Source organism: Burkholderia sp. ABCPW 14 (genome assembly GCF_001523835.1).
Lineage (GTDB): Bacteria > Pseudomonadota > Gammaproteobacteria > Burkholderiales > Burkholderiaceae > Burkholderia > Burkholderia mayonis.
Window position 1 is genome coordinate 50,581 of record NZ_LOVS01000213.1, and the last position, 15,893, is coordinate 66,473.

Below are 15,893 nucleotides of genomic sequence, written 5' to 3' on the forward strand. Positions count from 1 at the left end.
GGACGACTCGAACCGCGCCATGCTGCGAGCCGATTGCGATCGTCATCGTGTCGCCGTCGTCGCGACGCGGCCGTGGCATTGCTTCCCGAAAACCGCCATCGTCACGCGCCCGCATGTCAGTTCCATGTGCGGGCGCTCGCGCAGCGCATGCCGTCGGCGTCGCCATCGCGATGGCAGCCGTGGCGCTCGCCGTCCGCGTGCCGCGTCGACGCGCCGTGAACGACGCGCACGTTCCGAAGCGTTCCGCAGCTGCAACGGTGAGCTTCTTCGGGAGCCGACGCAACGCCCGCCATGCGGACGCGATGTCCGGCCCGCGCCCGCGCGACGCTTGCCGTCGCATCCGGCGCGCCGTCTCGCGCGCCGGTTCGCGCCATCCGTTCTTCGGCATCGGGCGGGCCCCTCCTTCGCCGAGCGCGCTCACGCGCGCTTCGTCAGCCGCCGCACGATGCGATCGCCGCTGAATTGCACGACGGTGACGAGCGCGATCAGGATCACGATCACCGTCGTCATCACGGTCGTGTCGAAGCGCTGATACCCGTAACGGATCGCGAGATCGCCGAGCCCGCCCGCGCCGACCGCGCCCGCCATCGCGGTCGAGCCGATCAGCGCGACGACCGTGATCGTGAAGCCGCCGACGATCCCCGGCAGCGCTTCCGGCAGCAGCACGTGCCAGACGATGTGACGCCGTTCGGCCCCCATCGCCTGCGCGGCCTCGACGAGCCCTTTGTCGACTTCGCGCAAGCTCACCTCGGCGATTCGAGCGAAGAACGGAATCGCGGCGATCGACAGCGGCACGATCGCGGCCCACACGCCGATCGTCGTGCCGATCAGGACGCGCGTGAACGGCAGCAGCGCGACGAGCAGGATGACGAACGGCGTCGAGCGGAATGCGTTGACGAGCGCGCCGAGCGTCGCGTTCAGGCCGCGCCGTTCGTAGATGCCGCCCGGCGCGGTCGTGACGAGTACGAGCGCGAGCGGCACGCCGGCGAGCGCCGCGACGCACGCCGATGCGGCGACCATCCAGATCGTGTCGCGGATCGCGTCCGCGAGTTCGGGAAACCACAGTTCAGACATAGCCAAGCACCTCCACGCGATTCGCGTGCCGACGCGCGGCGGCGAGCGCGGCCGCGATCCGTTCCGGGCCGGCCGCATCGCGTGCGGCCAGCGACGCGGCGATCACGAGCCGCCCCTGCGCGCGCCCCTGAATCCGGTCGAGCCCGCCGTGCACGAGACGCACCGCGTCGCCCGCATCGCGCGCGAGCGCGTGCGTCAGCGCCCCGAGATCCGGCTCGCCGTCGTCCGCGCCGGTGTAGCGAACGTCGAGCAGCAGCTGCGCGCCGCGCGGCAGCGGCGCGCCGCCATCGAGCGGCCGCACGCGCGTCGCGAGATCAGCCGGCAAGTCATGGACGAGCGTGCGCAACAGCGCGCGCGTCGCGCCGTGCCGCGGATCGCCGAATACGCGCCACACGGGCCCCGTCTCGACGATCTCGCCATGCTCGACGACGGCCACCGTGTCGCACACCGCGCGGATCACTTCCATCTCGTGCGTGATCAGCACGATCGTGAGGCCGAGCCGGCGATTGATGTCGGCGAGCAGCGCGAGAATCGACTGCGTCGTCTCCGGATCGAGCGCGGACGTCGCTTCGTCGCACAACAGCAAGTCCGGATCGTGGACGAGCGCGCGCGCGATCCCGACGCGCTGCTTCTGCCCGCCCGACAGGCTCGCCGGATACGCATCGCGCTTCGCGGCGAGACCGACGAGATCGAGCAGCGCGTCGACCTTGCGCGCACGCTCGGCCTTCGGCACACCGGCGATCTTCAGCGGCAGTCCGATGTTGTCGGCGACCGTCTTTGCGGACAGCAAATTGAAATGCTGGAATACCATGCCGATCCGGCGACGCAGCGCGACGAGTCCGCGCGCATCGAGCGCGCCGACGTCGACGCCGTTCACGCGCACCGCGCCCGACGACGGCCGTTCGAGCCCGTTGATGAGCCGCAGCAGCGTCGACTTGCCTGCGCCGCTGCGGCCGATCACGCCGAACACGCCGCCGCGCGCAACGTCGAGCGTCACGTCGCGCAGCGCGGCCGACGGGCCGCGCGGACCGTTGAACACCTTGCTCGCGTGCTCGAACGACACGGCCGCCCCCGCCGCAAATGCAGCCGCCGCATCGCGCGCGGCCGCGCCGGCTTCTCGCCGGGCCGCCGTCGAGCGTTCGATGAAACCCAGGGAATCGAGTAGTTGCACCATCGAATCGCCTCGCCGCTTTCTCACACGTTCTCGGCTTCGCTCACGCGGCCGAACCGGTGCTGCGCGCCTGCATGCCAGTCGGGCAGCCGCCCGTTTCCGCCGAAGAGCTTCGCGCGCAGCGTCGGCGCGCAATCGTAGTCCTCCTTATAAAGGCCGCGATTCTGCAGCTCCGGCACGACCCAGTCGACGAAATCCTCGAACGACTCGGGCATCACCGTGCGCGTCACGTTGAAGCCGTCGACGCCCGTTTCGTCGATCCACGCGGCAAGCTCGTCCGCGACCTGAGACGGCGAGCCGACGACCGGGTGATAGCGCCCGCCGATCGACATCTGCTCGAGCATGCGCCGCACGGTCCACGCGCCCGACGTGCTTTTCTTCGAGATCGCATCGACGGCCGACTGGATCGAATCGGTCTTCACGTGCGCGATCGGCTCGTCGAGGCCGAAGCGCGCGAAATCGATGCCGGTCGAGCTCGCGAAATGCGCGAGCCCCGCTTCGGGATTCGCGTAGCGCCGGTATTCGTCGAACTTCTCGCGCGCGAGCCGCTCGTTCTCCGCCGTCACGACCGTGATGCCCGCGAAGATCTTGATCGACGCCGGATCGCGTCCGATCCGCGCGGCGGCCGCGCGAATGTCCATCACCGCCGAGCGCGCGGCGGCCTTGCTCTGCCCGTTCACGAACACGCACTCGGCGTGCTTCGCGGCGAACTCGACGCCGCGCGCCGACGATCCGGCCTGATAAAGCACCGGCGTGCGCTGCGGCGACGGCTCGCTCAGATGGATCGCGTCGACCGAGTAATACGGCCCGTCGTGACGCACGCGCCGCACCTTGCCCGGCTGCGCGAACACGCGCGCGTCGCGGTCGCGAATCACCGCGTCGTCGTCCCAGCTCCGCTCCCACAGCTTGTAGACGACGTCCATGTAATCGTCGCCGCGTGCGTAGCGATCGTCGTGCTCGATCTGCTTCACGAGCCCCATTCCGCGTGCGGCGCTGTCGAGGTAGCCGGTGACGATGTTCCAGCCGACGCGTCCTTTCGTCAGATGATCGAGCGTCGACATCCGCCGCGCGAACAGATACGGCGGCTCGTACGTAAGATTCGCGGTCACGCCGAAGCCGAGGTGTCGCGTCACCTGCGCCATCGCCGGCACGAGCAGCAGCGGATCGTTGACGGGCACCTGCACCGATTCGCGCAGCGCGACGTCGGGGCTGCCGCCATAGACGTCGTAGACGCCGACGATGTCGGCGAGGAAGATCCCGTCGAACTTGCCGCGCTCGAGCGTGCGCGCGAGATCGGCCCAGTAGTCGAGGTCGGTGTAATGTGCGGAGCGGTCGCGCGGATGCGTCCACAAACCGTGGTTGATGTGGCCGACGCAATTCATGTTGAACGCGTTCAGCAGGATCTTCTTGTTCGCCATTGCACGGGCTCCCGCGTCACCACGCGACCGCGTACAGCGAGCCGAATGCGTTGTCGAGCGCCTTGCGGACCGCCGGCGAATGCTGGTAGATCGAGATGAACTTGCGGATGCGCGGATCGTCGACGCGTTCCGGCCGCACGACCCATTGCAGCGCGAACAGCTTGTTCTCGACGCCGTCGAACAGCAGCGCGCTGTTCGGATCGGCGGTGCCCGCGAGCTTGATGAAGCTCGGATAGCCTTGCGCGAGGTCGACGTCGTCGAGCGCGCGCGCGAGCTGCGACGCTTCGAGCGGCACGATCTTCAGATGCTTCGGATTCGAAACGATGTCGCGCGTCGTCGCGCGGTAATCGGCGCCCGGCCTCAGCTTGACGAGCCCCGCACGCTGCAGCAGCAACAGGCCGCGGCCGCCGTTGACGGGATCGTTTGCGATTGCGACCGTCGCGCCGTCCTTCAGTTGATCGAAGCTTTTGACCTTCTTCGAATAGAGGCCGATTTTCATGATCGTGCCCGGCGCGATCGCGACGAAGTCGTAGCCGCCCTGCTGCTTCGCATTTTCGAGGAACGGAATGTGCTGAAAGTAGTTGACGTCGATATCCTTGTTCGCGAGCGCGGCGTTCGGCGTGTTCCAGTCGGTGAACTCGATGATCTTCACGTCGAGCCCCTGCGCCTTCGCCTCCTTCGCGGCGGTCTTCAGCGCTTCGATCTGCGGGCTCGTCGCGATGCCGACCTTGAGCGGCGCGGAATCGGCATGCGCGAGCGGCGCGACGAACGCAGCGCTCGCGAGCGCCGCCACAAAAACGCGCGAAGCGCGCCGGACGATACGCGCAAGAAACGGGCGAGACGGCATAGAAGGTACTCTCTTCAGGATGCTGGAACGAACGATATCGGCGGGCGAGCGAAGCCGCCCGCGCTCGCGCGACGGTGCGGCTGCTTCGTTTGGGGATTGAACTTCGATCGATGATAGGACCGCCCGGCAGGGCGGTCTACGAAGCGATTTCGCAAAGTAAATCGCGGCGGGCGATATAGCGCGGCATGCAATGCAACAGGGTCAGGGCACGGCCGCGCGGCATCCTCTCACGCCGTGGCATTCGCGTGCGCCGTTGCGATCCGGATACGTCGCCGACCGGCAATGCCGGCACATAATGCACGCACATGACGCACGCCGCGATCGCGCGCCCATGCCGCCCGCCGGCGCGCGCCGTCAGATCAATCCGCGCGCCGATGCGATGACGACCGCCTGCGCGCGATTGTTCGCGCCGATCTTCCGTGCGGCGTTCGACAGATGGAACACCACTGTCCGCTCGGAAATACCGAGAATCTTCGAGATTTCCCAGGCCGTCTTGCCGCGTCCCGCCCATTGCAGCGATTCCCGCTCGCGCGCCGTCAGATCGCACGAGCCTTGCCGCCTGAGCCGGCAGTCGAGCAGTTCCTGCATCGCCGCATGCACGAAGCTCGCGAGCAGTTGCGACAGGCTCAGCAATCTCAGTACGTCGATCGTGTCGCGCTCGAAAGGCGCGTCGGTCGCCATGCTGAGCATGCTGATCGTGCCGCCGCGGTCGTGAACCGGGCAACTGAGCCCGTAGACGAGACCGTACGACTTCGCTTCGTCGCGCATGATCTTCGCGCGGCCGGTCGTGTACAGCTCGTCGCTCCAGATCAGCGGCACGGTCCGGCATCGGCAATGCTGGACCACGGGATCGATCGACAGATAGTCGGAGGCGTCGTATCGCAGGCGCCATTCGGCGGGAAAGCCGTCGAGCATGCAGCGGCTCGACGACATCCCGGCGATCTGATGCCGGTACGCGAAGTTCTTGAAGCCCAGTTGGCGAACGTGGTACGCCGTCTGCTCAAAGAGGCTGTTCTTGCAAGTGGCGTTCAGAATTTCGTTAAACGAACAAATGGACAAGCCTTCGAACATAGAACCGCCCAGCTCAAGTAAGAATATTAGATTAGCGAACCAATGAAGAAAGCGTGCTCGAAAGGGCAATGTGGCGATGGCCGCTCGTTTGCGGCGGCGGCTTCGCTGCGCGTGTCGCGCGAGCCTGTCTCCTGAAATGTGCGCCGCCGAAGCGCAGACGCGCGGCGCGCAATCGCGCCGCCCGATCCATCGGATGCAGTGCGACGATTCGTCGCCGGCGCCGGACTAGCGATCGACCAAGCATCGTTCGAATTCCTGCATGTGTCGACATGCGTTCGCCTCGAGACCGGCTGTCGCGGACGCTGTCGCTCGACGACGTTTCCCCTCGCCCGCCACTGCTTCAACAGCGGCATGCGCCGTCGTGCGCACCGTGATCGAGCGTGACTCGCTGAAGATAATTTTCAGCACGCTCGACACCCGCAGGGCAAACGTCGATCGAAGATCGAACAAAAAATCCCCGGAAGGCTATCGACGAACGCGACGCTCGCATGCCTCGTCGGCCCAAAAGCGTCTGAAGCATGCAATGCGGGCGCCGGCGATGAGCCATATGTTGCGCGCTCCCACGACGACGGCCCTTCGTCGCGGCGGATCGGCAACGGCATTTCCGACAATTTTGAGAAGAGCAAAGTTCAGTTTGTTTTTAAATTGGCCCGGACTATTTCAAATAGTAGATCAAATTTGCGTTTCATGTGCCCATTCTTTTCCGACGAAAGTCAATTACATCGATTTCCCGGTTTTATTTTTCGGCATCCACATAATTAACTGCAACGTCGAACTGGTCGTCATCGTCGTCGATGATATCCACCATGAAGAAAACCAGCATCCCGGTTTTACGGCTGTCATGACCTGGCTTCGGAATCGTTTCCGATGATTGAAATTACACACCCGACATTTCGAAAGATAAAAATTTCCCGAGTGTGCGTGTATGGTATTCAGCCAAAAAATGGCCATGCCGGTTTTGAAAGTGTATTTCATTCGCACATTTTAACGACGATTTCGATGAATTACGGATGTCGAGGTCAGCGATTTTTCGTGCCGCTTAGGATCATTCCTATAGGTAATTTCCAGAAATTCTTACTGGCTCGTCGTGTGCATTCCTGCTCCCGCTTTACGCGAAATACACTGCAACGCGATTACATAGCGACTGTAAGAAGTTGCAGTATCGATTGATTCATTGCCTCTGATAATTTACCGCCGGTCATTCGGAGTAGTTCTCATGAGGCAAATAGTTTCTACGAGCAACGGAACCCTCGACAGCGAGGCCCGGATCATTGCGTTCCCGTTCGCAGGCGGAAGCGATTCCAGTGATGGAGACATCGCACGCGAGCTTGGCGACGCGTTCGCGTTCACGACGCTCGGTCTGCCCGGGCGCGGCGCGGCGCAGCACATCCCGTTCTATGACGATTGGCCGTCGCTCGTCGACGATCTCGCGGCCGAGATCGTGCGGCTCGACGACGGGACGCCGCTGTTCCTGTTCGGCCATAGTCTCGGCGCGCTGCTCGCGTACGAAGTCGCTCGCGTGCTCGAACAACGCGGCGGCGTGCAACCGGCCGGCCTGTTCCTGTCCGGCCATCCCGCGCCCGCACGCGAACGCGCCACCGACGCATGGCGTCAGCAGACGCACGCGCTGCCCGATGCGGATTTCATCGAAGCCGTGCGGCGCTGGGGCTTCTTCCCCGACGGCGCACTCGACGATCCCGACGTCGTGCGCTACGTCCTCCCGCCGCTCCGCGCGGACCTTCGGCTGGCGCAGACCTACCGGCATGCGCCCGGCGACGCGCTGCGCGCGCCATGCGTGATTTACGGCGGCGGCGCCGATCCGAGCACGACCGTCGACGACCTGCGCGCCTGGCGCGCGCACGTTTCGTCGCAACGCGCGTGCCCGGTCGAAGTATTCGACGGCAACCACTTCTATTTTCTCGACGCGCCGTCCCGCGCGGCGCTATGCGCGAGTCTCGCCGGCCACGTCGAGCGGCTCCTCGCGGATCGTCCCGCGTCGATCGTCGCGGCGACGCCCGATTCGAACACGCGCGTCGCGGCGTGCCTGCGCGCCGCGGACGATTGGGGCGATGCGCATTCGGTGCTCGCCGCGATTCGCGAGCACGTCGCGCGCACGCCCGATGCACTCGCGCTGAAGGACGGCGAGCGCACGTGGACCTATCGCGAGCTCGCGTCGCACGCAGCCGAGCTCGCCGACGCGCTGCGCGCGGCGGGCGTCGGCCGGCAGGACGTCGTCGGCGTCTTTTTGCCGCACGGCGCGCAGTACGTGCTGACGATCGTCGCCGCATGGTCGATCGGCGCGTCGGTGTGCCTGCTCGAGAAGAGCTGGCCCGACACGCTCGTCGGCGAATTCGTCGCGAGCTGCCGCGTCACGCAGATCGCGACGATCCCGGCGCTGCGCGCGCGCGCGAGCAAGCATCTGCCCGCCGCGCGCTGCACGCTCGTCGCCGCATCGCCGGAGCGCACGGATCGCGCATGGACGCCCCTTGCGCCGCGCCGCGACGACATCGCGTTCGTCTCGCTGACGAGCGGCTCGACGGGCAAGCCGAAGGCCGTCCTCACGATGCACATCGGCACGAGCTATTGCTTCTACGCGCGCGATGCGCTGTATCCGTACGCCGACGACGAGCGCGAAGGCCTCAACGTCTTTCTCGCATGGGAATGCCTGCGTCCGCTGATGTTCGGCCGCCCGGCCGTCGTCATCGGCGACGACGTGATCTTCGATCCGCCACGGCTCGTCGCGCTGCTGCGGCGGGAGCGGATCACGCGGCTCGTCGTCACGCCGTCGCTGCTCGAAAGCGTGCTCGATTTCCCGGGCATCGCCGCGCAATTGCGCGACGCGCTCGCGCACATGTCCGCGTGGTTCCTGATGGGCGAAGTCGTGCCGCAGCGCGTCGTCGACAAGGCCCGCGCGGCGTTCCCGCCATCGGTGCGGCTCGTGAACGCGTACAGCACGTGGGAAAGCCTCGACGTGTGCTACGCCGATCTGCTGCCGTCGAGCGGCGACGCCGGCGGGCGGCGCGTGCCGATCGGGCGGCCGCTCGCCGGCTGCGCGCTCGCGGTGCTCGACGAAGCGGGACGCGCGGTGCCGGCGGGCGCGACGGGCGAGCTCCATGTCGCGTCGCCCGGCCTCGGGCCCGGCTATCTCGACGACGCGGCCCGCACCGCCGAGAAATTCCTGCCGTCCGTGCCCGCGCTCGCCGAGCGCGGGCACGACACGCCCGTCTACCGGACGGGCGACCGCGCGCGGCTGCTGCCGGACGGCCAGATCGCGATCCTCGGCCGCATCGACAACACGGTGAAGATCCGCGGCTTCAAGGTGCTGCTGCATTCGATCGAGAACGTGCTCGACGCGGTCGACGGCGTCAGCAAGTCGCTCGTCGTGCCGATCGACGATCCGCACACGCGGCAGCCGTCGGCGCTCGCCGCGTACGTCGTCGGCATCGACGGCGCGCCGTCCGAGACGACGCTCGCGCGGCTGCGCCAGCAAGCGCGCGCGAAGCTGCCCGAATACGCGGTGCCCGCGCATTTCATCGGCCTAGATGCGTTTGCGCTGCGCGCGGGCACATCGCGCAAGCTCGACAAGAACGCGCTGCCGCCGCCCCCGCCGACGGCCGCGCCGTCCGCCCCGCGCGACGCCGCGGCGCCCGTCGCGGGCGACAGCCTCGAAGCGCGGCTCGCGGACGTCTGGCGCGACGTGCTCGGCGTCGCATCGGTCGCGCGCGACGATCATTTCTTCGAGCTCGGCGGCAATTCGCTGAGCGCGGCGAAAGTCGTCGGCCTGCTCGGCGAACGGCTCGGGCTCGCGCTCGCCGTCGTCGATCTGTATCAGCACAGCCGGCTGCGCGATCTCGCCGATTACTGCCGCCGCTCGCGAGACGACGCGGCGCGCCCGCGTGCGGCCGGGGCGCGCGACGCGCGGGCGGCGCGCGCGACGCCCGCCGCCGATGCGCCGAAGATCGCGATCGTCGGCATGGCCGGACGCTTCCCCGGCGCCGATTCGATCGACGCGTTCTGGCGCAACCTGACGCAGGGCATCGACAGCCTGTCGCGCTTCTCGCGCGAGCAACTGCTCGCGAAGGGCGTCGACGCCGCGCAGCTCGATCATCCGGACTGGGTGTCGGCCGCGCAGATCGTCAGCGACGCCGACAAGTTCGACGCGCTCTTCTTCGGCATCGGCTCGCGCGAAGCCGTGCTGATGGATCCGCAGCACCGGCTCTTCATGGAAGTCGCGTGGAACGCGCTCGAACAAGCGGGCTACGCGCGCAGCGACAACCGCTACCGCACGCGCACCGGCGTGTTCGCGAGCTGCGGGATCGACGGCTATCTCGTCCATCACCTGCAAGGCGGCGGCCTGCATACGCCGCTCGATCCGGGCCGGCTGATGCTCACCGAGATCGGCAACGAGAAGGATTACATCGCGACGCGCGTCGCGTACCAGCTCGATCTCGGCGGGCCCGCGATCTCGGTCGGCGCCGCGTGCAGCAGCGCGCTCGTCGCGGTCGTGCAGGCGGTGCAGGCGATCCGCTCCGGCCAGTGCGAGATGGCGATCGCGGGCGCGTCCGCGCTGTCGTTCCCGAACTTCGGCTTCTGCCACGAGGACGGCCTCGTCGGCAGCGCCGACGGCCACGTACGCCCGTTCGACACGCGCGCGAGCGGCACGCTGTTCGGCGATGCGGTCGGCGCGGTCGTGTTGAAGCGCCTCGATCTCGCGCAAGCCGACGGCGATCCGATTCTCGCCGTGATCTCGGGCGTCGGGCTGTCGAACGACGGCCGCATGAAGGCGGGCTACACCGCGCCGAACGCGGACGCGCAGCGGCGCTGCATCGTCGACGCGCTCGACATGGCGGGCGTGCGCTCCGGGCAGATTTCGTACGTCGAATGCCACGCGACCGCGACGCTGATCGGCGACGCGATCGAGTTGAAGGGACTCTCCGACGCATTCGCCCAAACGCGCGGCGGCGATGCGCCCGTCGCGGGCAACTGCGCGATCGGCTGCGTGAAGGGCAACATCGGTCACGCGAACTGCGCGGCCGGGATCACGGGGCTCATCAAGACGGTGCTGCAGCTCCAGCACCGGCAGCGCGTGCCGACCGTGCACTTCGACACGCTCAATCCGAAGCTCGTGCCATTCGTCGAGCACGACGCGTCGCCGTTCGTCGTGCAGCGGCACGGCGACGACTGGACGGTCGCCGATCCGTCGACGCAATTGCCGCGGCGCGCCGGCGTGTCGAGCTTCGGGATCGGCGGCACGAACGCGCACGTGATCGTCGAGGACGCGCCCGCGCGCGCCGCCGCGCCCGCCGACGGCGTGCCGCGCGCGCGCCATCTGATGACCGTCTCCGCGCGCGCGCCGGGCGCGCTCGCGCGCCATTTGCGCGCGCTCGCCGAACGCGTCGCGACGATGGACGCCGCCGGACTCGCGTGCGGCGCATACACGCTGCACGTCGCGCGCGAAGCGCATCCGCTGCGAGTCGCGCTCACCGTGCCCGCGCAGCCGGCCGAAGCGGCCGCCGCGCTTCGCGCCAACGCCGACAGGCTGTCCGAAGCGATCGATTCGCCCGATTCGCCCGACACGCTCGACGCCCCCGTTCGCGCGAAGCCGGGCGCGACCGTCGCGTTCTGCTTTTCGGGCCAGGGCTCGCAGCATCCGGGCATGGCGCGCGCGCTCTATCGATCGAGCGCGGAAGCCGGCCGCTTCCGTCATCACTTCGACAACGCGTGCGCGGCGCTCGAACGCGTGCTCGGCATGCCGATCGCGGACGCGATCCTGAACGCCGACGACACCGCGATGCGCCGTCCGCTCGTCACGCAATGCGGGCTGTTCGCGGTCGAGCACGCGCTCGCGTCGGTGCTCGGCGAGTACGGCGTGCGGCCCGTCGCCGTCGCGGGGCACAGCATCGGCCAGTACGCGGCCGCCGTCGCCGCCGAGGCGCTCACGCTCGATCAGGCGGCCGCGCTCGTCGCGGCTCGCGCGAGCGCGACGCAAGCGCTGGCGACGTTCGCCGCCGCCGACGGCGCGCCCACGCGCGGCGGCATGCTCGCCGTGACGGGCGACGAAGCGCGCATCGAGCAGTGGGTCGCGCAGCGCGCCGACCTCTGGATCGCGGTGCGCAACGCGCCGCGCACGCTCGTGCTGGCGGGCGGCGAGCCCGCGCTCGCGGACGCCGCGCACGCGCTCGCCGCGCTCGATTGCCAGTGCCGGCCGGTGCCGGTGTCGCATCCGTTCCATACGCCGCTGATGCGGCCCGTCGCCGACGCGATCGCCGCGCGGCGCATCGAAGGCGCGGCGCCGCGAATTCCGATGACGTGCAACGTGTCGGGCGGCTGGCTCGGCGCCGACGCGGCGTCGGCCGACTACTGGGCGCGCCATCTGCTCGCGCCGGTGCGCTGGTCGGACAACGTCGCGGCGCTGCTGCGCTGGAAGCCGGACGTCGTGCTCGAAATCGGCCCCGGCGCCGTGCTGTGCAGCCTGCTCGGCAAGCATCTCGCGGCCGAGGCGATCGCGGACACGCCGGTCGAGGCGAACGCGAACACGCATGCGGCGACGATCGCGCCGCGCGTGCTGTCGTCGCTGCCCGCCGCGCGCAGCGAGGCGGACGACGCCGATCATTTCAGCAACGTGCTCGGCGAATTGTGGTGCGCCGGCGTGCCGATCGACTGGCGCGCGTATCACGCACACGACGCCGCCTCGCCGGGCCGTGCGCTCGCTCGCGTGCCGCTGCCCGGCTATGCGTTCGAGCGCGACAGCTACTGGACGCGTCCGGAAGCGTCGATCTACGTCGATGCGGCGCTCGATTCGCCCGAATCCGCGACGTCGACGGCATTCGCGACGAACACGGCGGATGCGGAGCGCGCAGCGATCGAGGCTGCGTTCGCATCCGCCGGTGAACCGCCATCATCCTTCACCGACGACGGCAACGCCGCCGGCCTCGCGTCGTCGCGAGCGCCCGCATCGCGCTGGCTCGCGCGCCTCAGGCCGCGCCGCCGGCCTCGGATGAAGCTGTACTGCTTCCCGTATGCGGGCGGCAGCAGCCGCAGCTTCGACGGCTGGGCGCGCATCGCGCCGGATTGGCTCGACATCGTCGCAATCGAATGGCCGGGCCGCAACGCACGCGCCGAAGCGCCGCTCGCGCGCGACGACGCCGACGACCTCGCCGCCCGCGACGCGATCGCCGCCGCGATCGTCGCGGACGCGGGCGAATTGCCCGTCGCGTTCTGCGGCTCGAGCTACGGCGGCGCGGCCGCGGCCGAATTGCTGAGCGGGCCGCTGCGCGCATGGGGCGCGAGCGGGCAGGTGAAGGGGCTCGTCGTCGTCGGGCGCGCGCCGCTCCTCGACCAGCCGGCGATCGACGCGCCGGCGGACAGCTTCCTGCTCGTCCCCGACGCGCTGCGCGACGATCCGCTGTGGCAAGAGATCTTCCGGCCGGTGCTCGAAGCCGACCTCGAAGCCGACACGCGCACCGCGCACCGGATCGCGCAGCGCTGGCGCGACGGCGGACGGCAGCCGCTCCTGACGATCCCGCTGCAGATTCACGGCGGCGCCGACGATCCGGCGTTCGACTGGCGGCTCGCCGACGACTGGGCGCGGATCTCGTCCGCGCCGCTTGCGGGCCGGCACGTCTATCCGGGCGGCCACGATTTCATGATGCGCTGCGAGGTCGAGATCGTCTCGCGCGTGGCCGCCTGGCTGCGGCCGCAGCGCGAAACGCGGACGACGGCGCCCGCGCCGACGTTCGCGCTGCATTGGCAGCCGCGGCCGGTTGCTTCGGCGGATTCGGTTGCTTCGGTTGCTTCGGTTGCTTCGGTTGCTTCGGTTGCTTCGGTTGCTTCGGTCGATTCGGTCGATTCGGTCGATTCGGTCGATTCGGTCGATTCGGTTGATTCGGCGGATTCGTTCGCCTCTGCCGCTGCGCACGCGCCGAATGCGCCCTCGCTGCCCGAGTGCGCAATCTACGTGGCCGGCCGAGAAGCCGGCGCGCTCGAATGGCTCGCGCCGCGTCTGCGCGCGGGCGACGGCCATGCGGCGCTGCTGTGCGTCGGCGCGGGCGACGATCCGCTCGGCGTCGCGCAATGCGCGAGCTTCGTCGAGTTGTGGCAGGCGCTCGCTGCGCGCGAATGCGCGGGCGTGCTGACGCTGCTGCTGCCGGCCGGCGCGCGCAGCGGCCCGCTCGTCGGCGCGGCGCGCGTCGCGAGCGCCGAGCATGCGGCGTTGCGCGTGCGGCTCGTCCTCGCCGACGATCATCCGGATCTCGCGCCGCGCCCCGCCGATTTGCGCTGGGCCGCCGCGCTCGCGCGCGACGCCGCGTGCTTCGCGAGCGAGCCTTGGCTGCTGCGCCGCAACGGCCGGCTGTTCGTGCCGCGCCTGATGCCGCACGCGGCGCCCGCGCTGCCCGAAGGCGCGCTCGGCGCGGCAGGCGGCCCGTATCTGGTGACCGGCGCGGCGGGCGGCGTCGGCCGCGCGCTCGTCGACTGGCTGATCGACGAACAGCAGGTGCCGCCGCACCGGATCGTCGCGCTGTGCCGCGACGCCCGCGCCGCGCCGCGCGGCGTGCGCGCCGTCGCGGCCGATCTCGCCGACGCGCGCGCGCTCGACGCCGCGCTCCAATCGATCGGCGCGGTCGAAGGCATTTTCCACCTGGCGGGCGTGCTGGACGACGGCGTCATCGGCAACCTCGACGACGCGCGGCTGCGCCGCGTGCTCGCGCCGAAGCAGAGCCTCGCCGCGCTGCTCGCGCACGCGCCGCGCTGGCGCACGCGCTGGGCGGTCGCATTCTCGTCGACGAGCGCGCTGCTCGGCGTGCCGGGACAGGCGAATTACGCCGCCGCGAACGCGTGGCTCGATCAGCTCGCGTGCTGGCCCGCGCAACCGGGGCAGCCGGCCGTGCTGAGCATCCAATGGGGCAGTTGGGCCGACGTCGGCATGAGCGCGCGCAGCGACAAGGCGCTGCGTCGCGCGATTCAGGACGGCGAGCGTCCGCTCGCGCCCGACGCCGCGTTCGCCGCGCTCGGCGCGCTGCTTGCCGGCGCGCTCGGCGGTGCGCTGCCCGGCCGCCTGTTCACGGTCTGCGACGTCGACTGGCCGCGCTCGCCGTGGCGCGACGCGCCGATCGTCGCCGAGATCGCGCGCGACGATGCGTCCGTTGATGCAGCGGCTGCGCGCGGCGCGATGCACGAGATGAACGAGACGCGCGCCAAGCACGCGACGGGTGCGACGGGTGCGACGGGTGCGACGAACAGGACGAATGCAATGGATGCGATGGGCACGGCGGCGAATGCGTCGCTCCACGCGCTCGCGCCCGGGGCAACGGCTGCGATTCTCGCCGAAGCCGACTCGGGCATTGCTCGGCCATCGCACCCGGCACGCGAACGCGCGCGCCCCGCCGCCGCGCCTTCCGCTTCGTCGCCGGCCGCTCGGGCGATGCCGTCCGCAAGCACACGCGACCCCGTCCGCGCGTTCCTCGAAGACTACGTGAGCCGCTGGGACGAGCGGCTCGACCTCGCGACGCTCGGGCTCGATTCGCTCGATCTCGCGCAGATGCGAAACGGCTTTTTCAAGAAATTCGGTGTGCAGATACCGCTTTCGACGCTCGCATCGCCGACGCTGAAGATCGGCGAGCTGGCCCGCCGGATGCGGAACGTCGCCGGCATCGCGGACGAGTAGATCCGCCCTTCCCGTCACCCGCGCATTCCGACGCGGCCGCAAAGAAAGAGGTCCGCCGGGTTTTCCCGCCCGGCGCACGAACTCAGTCAAGGAGAGCAGCATGACGATCACCCTCATCGATCCTGTCCAGCAACGCACGGGGATCTATCCGTCATCCGACCTGAAGGTCGAGGACGGCTATCCGTCGACCGACACGTTCCAGATCATCCAAACGCAGGACGGTCGCGGCGCGGGCGTCCGCGTCCTCCACGCGTTCGCGCGCGGCCGGCGGATGGCGCGCGTGTCCGGGCAAATCACCGCGTTCTGCCGGCTGCACACGCTGCAGATCAACGCGCACACGCATCTGTACGACCCGCACTTCAGCGGCCTGCTGCTCCATTCGTGCGATCCGAACGTGCGCCTCGACATGGCGGGATTCGAACTGTGGTCGCTTCGCGACATCGCGCCGGGCGAGATGCTGACGATGGACTACGCGTCGACGGAGGACGTGCTGATGCGCCAGTTCGAGTGCCACTGCGGCGCGCCGAACTGCCGGCGCTGGATCACCGGCGCGAAGGAGCTGCCGAACGAAAAGGGGTTGGCGCTCCTCGCCGGATTGCAGACCGCCGCGCTCGCTTGATCGGTGCGCGCGGCGCGCGATGTGCGTAG

Annotated in this window: 8 protein-coding genes; 3 read left to right on the forward strand and 5 right to left on the reverse strand. The window is 69.0% G+C overall.

Annotation, left to right across the window (positions count from 1 at the left end; genetic code table 11):
• Nucleotides 1-417: 417 nt before the first annotated feature.
• From WS62_RS31715 to WS62_RS31735, 5 genes are all read right to left on the reverse strand, one after another.
• On the reverse strand, nucleotides 418-1,074 hold the full coding sequence (locus WS62_RS31715) for a methionine ABC transporter permease (RefSeq protein WP_066579541.1): 657 nt from the start codon (nucleotides 1,072-1,074) through the stop codon (nucleotides 418-420).
• Complete coding sequence (locus tag WS62_RS31720; protein ID WP_066579542.1) at nucleotides 1,067-2,248, reverse strand: methionine ABC transporter ATP-binding protein; 1,182 nt, start codon at nucleotides 2,246-2,248, stop codon at nucleotides 1,067-1,069. The genes WS62_RS31715 and WS62_RS31720 overlap by 8 nt, the downstream gene beginning before the upstream one ends.
• Nucleotides 2,249-2,268: 20 nt before the next feature.
• Entirely contained in the window at nucleotides 2,269-3,663 is a 1,395-nt protein-coding gene (locus tag WS62_RS31725; protein WP_066579545.1) for an LLM class flavin-dependent oxidoreductase, read from the reverse strand.
• Between the two features lie 16 nt (nucleotides 3,664-3,679).
• Nucleotides 3,680-4,510 (reverse strand): MetQ/NlpA family ABC transporter substrate-binding protein, encoded by an 831-nt coding sequence (locus WS62_RS31730; RefSeq protein ID WP_066579548.1) that lies wholly within the window; start codon nucleotides 4,508-4,510, stop codon nucleotides 3,680-3,682.
• Nucleotides 4,511-4,864: 354 nt separating this feature from the next.
• Nucleotides 4,865-5,569 (reverse strand): LuxR family transcriptional regulator, encoded by a 705-nt coding sequence (locus WS62_RS31735; RefSeq protein ID WP_197422964.1) that lies wholly within the window; start codon nucleotides 5,567-5,569, stop codon nucleotides 4,865-4,867.
• Nucleotides 5,570-5,942: 373 nt separating this feature from the next.
• Here WS62_RS31735 and WS62_RS37190 point away from each other — a divergent pair, with 373 nt between their 5' ends.
• The 3 genes from WS62_RS37190 (at nucleotide 5,943) to WS62_RS31745 (ending at nucleotide 15,864) form a co-directional block, all read left to right on the forward strand.
• Nucleotides 5,943-6,452: a hypothetical protein gene (locus tag WS62_RS37190; RefSeq protein WP_156441205.1), complete on the forward strand. Its 510-nt coding sequence runs from the start codon at nucleotides 5,943-5,945 to the stop codon at nucleotides 6,450-6,452.
• A 345-nt stretch (nucleotides 6,453-6,797) separates the two neighbouring features.
• Nucleotides 6,798-15,245 carry a type I polyketide synthase gene (locus WS62_RS31740; RefSeq protein ID WP_066579557.1) on the forward strand — a complete coding sequence of 2,816 codons (8,448 nt, stop codon included), beginning with the start codon at nucleotides 6,798-6,800 and terminating at the stop codon, nucleotides 15,243-15,245.
• 100 nt (nucleotides 15,246-15,345) lie between these two features.
• On the forward strand, nucleotides 15,346-15,864 hold the full coding sequence (locus WS62_RS31745) for an SET domain-containing protein-lysine N-methyltransferase (RefSeq protein ID WP_066579559.1): 519 nt from the start codon (nucleotides 15,346-15,348) through the stop codon (nucleotides 15,862-15,864).
• Nucleotides 15,865-15,893 lie beyond the last annotated feature (29 nt).

Excerpts from the sequence above, each read along its gene's own strand:
- WS62_RS31715 (WP_066579541.1), bottom strand. The coding sequence starts at position 1,074 with ATGTCTGAACTGTGGTTTCCCGAACTCGCGGACGCGATCCGCGACACG.
- WS62_RS31720 (WP_066579542.1), bottom strand. The coding sequence starts at position 2,248 with ATGGTGCAACTACTCGATTCCCTGGGTTTCATCGAACGCTCGACGGCG.
- WS62_RS31725 (WP_066579545.1), bottom strand. The coding sequence starts at position 3,663 with ATGGCGAACAAGAAGATCCTGCTGAACGCGTTCAACATGAATTGCGTC.
- WS62_RS31730 (WP_066579548.1), bottom strand. The coding sequence starts at position 4,510 with ATGCCGTCTCGCCCGTTTCTTGCGCGTATCGTCCGGCGCGCTTCGCGC.
- WS62_RS31740 (WP_066579557.1), top strand. The coding sequence starts at position 6,798 with ATGAGGCAAATAGTTTCTACGAGCAACGGAACCCTCGACAGCGAGGCC.
- WS62_RS31745 (WP_066579559.1), top strand. The coding sequence starts at position 15,346 with ATGACGATCACCCTCATCGATCCTGTCCAGCAACGCACGGGGATCTAT.